General features: G+C 64.7%; 1 protein-coding gene. It reads left to right on the top strand.

Annotated features, from left to right (window positions below):
* On the top strand, positions 1 to 822 hold an 822-nt coding region (locus tag GR183_RS21615; protein WP_208999958.1), incomplete at both ends, for a translocation/assembly module TamB domain-containing protein.

The following is an 822-nucleotide window of genomic DNA, read 5'->3' as shown; positions in this document are numbered from 1 at the left end:
TCGCCGACAGGACAGCCCCCACCGCACAGGTTTCGCTCGCCGGCACGGTCGACGGAAAGGAAATATCCGGAGAAATCTCACTGGGGTCTGAAGAAAGCAAAACCGTCCTTGAAAATATCCGTTTCGTTCTCGGCGAGAACCGGATCGAAGGATCTCTGACGGCGGGTCCGGCCGGCGATTTCCTGACAGGGATTTCCGGCAGCCTGAAGATCGACGCGCCGGATATTTCCGAACTGTCCCCGCTGGTGCTGACGGAGATCGCCGGGCGCATCGAGGGGACCGTGGATGTAGGCGACGAGGACGGGACCCTGACCATGCGGGCAGACGTGAACGGCGGGGATATTTCCGTGCCGGGGACGACCGTCGGCAGTTTCTCCACCAGGGCCGCCGTCTTCGACCCGCTGGGCGCGCTGAGAGCCGAGGGCACGGCGACGGCAAGCGATATCGCGGCGGGCGGTGCGCCGATCAAGACCGTGTCGCTTGAGGCGAAGAACTCCGGCAACCGGACCGACATCGACCTCGACGCAAGGCTTGCCGAAGGCGACGGCGCCGACGGCCTTGCCGCGACTGCAACCCTGATCGCACAGGAGACCGGCCTCGACATCACGCTCGACAGGATGGACGGGCGCTACGCGGGCCTGACGACATCGCTCGCCCGGAAGGGCCATATCGTGCTGAGCGAGGGAACGGCGAATATCGAGGCGCTGTCGCTCAAGCTCGGCGACGGATCGCTCGACGTCTCGGGCACGGCAGGCGAAACGATCGACATCGCCGCGAAAATCAACAAGGTGCCGCTCTCCCTCGCAAACGCATTCTCGTCCG

It is taken from the genome of Stappia sediminis (assembly GCF_009826895.1).
GTDB lineage: Bacteria > Pseudomonadota > Alphaproteobacteria > Rhizobiales > Stappiaceae > Hongsoonwoonella > Hongsoonwoonella sediminis.
Note: the sequence above shows the minus strand (reverse complement) of the source record. Positions and strands in the feature narration are given on the sequence as shown.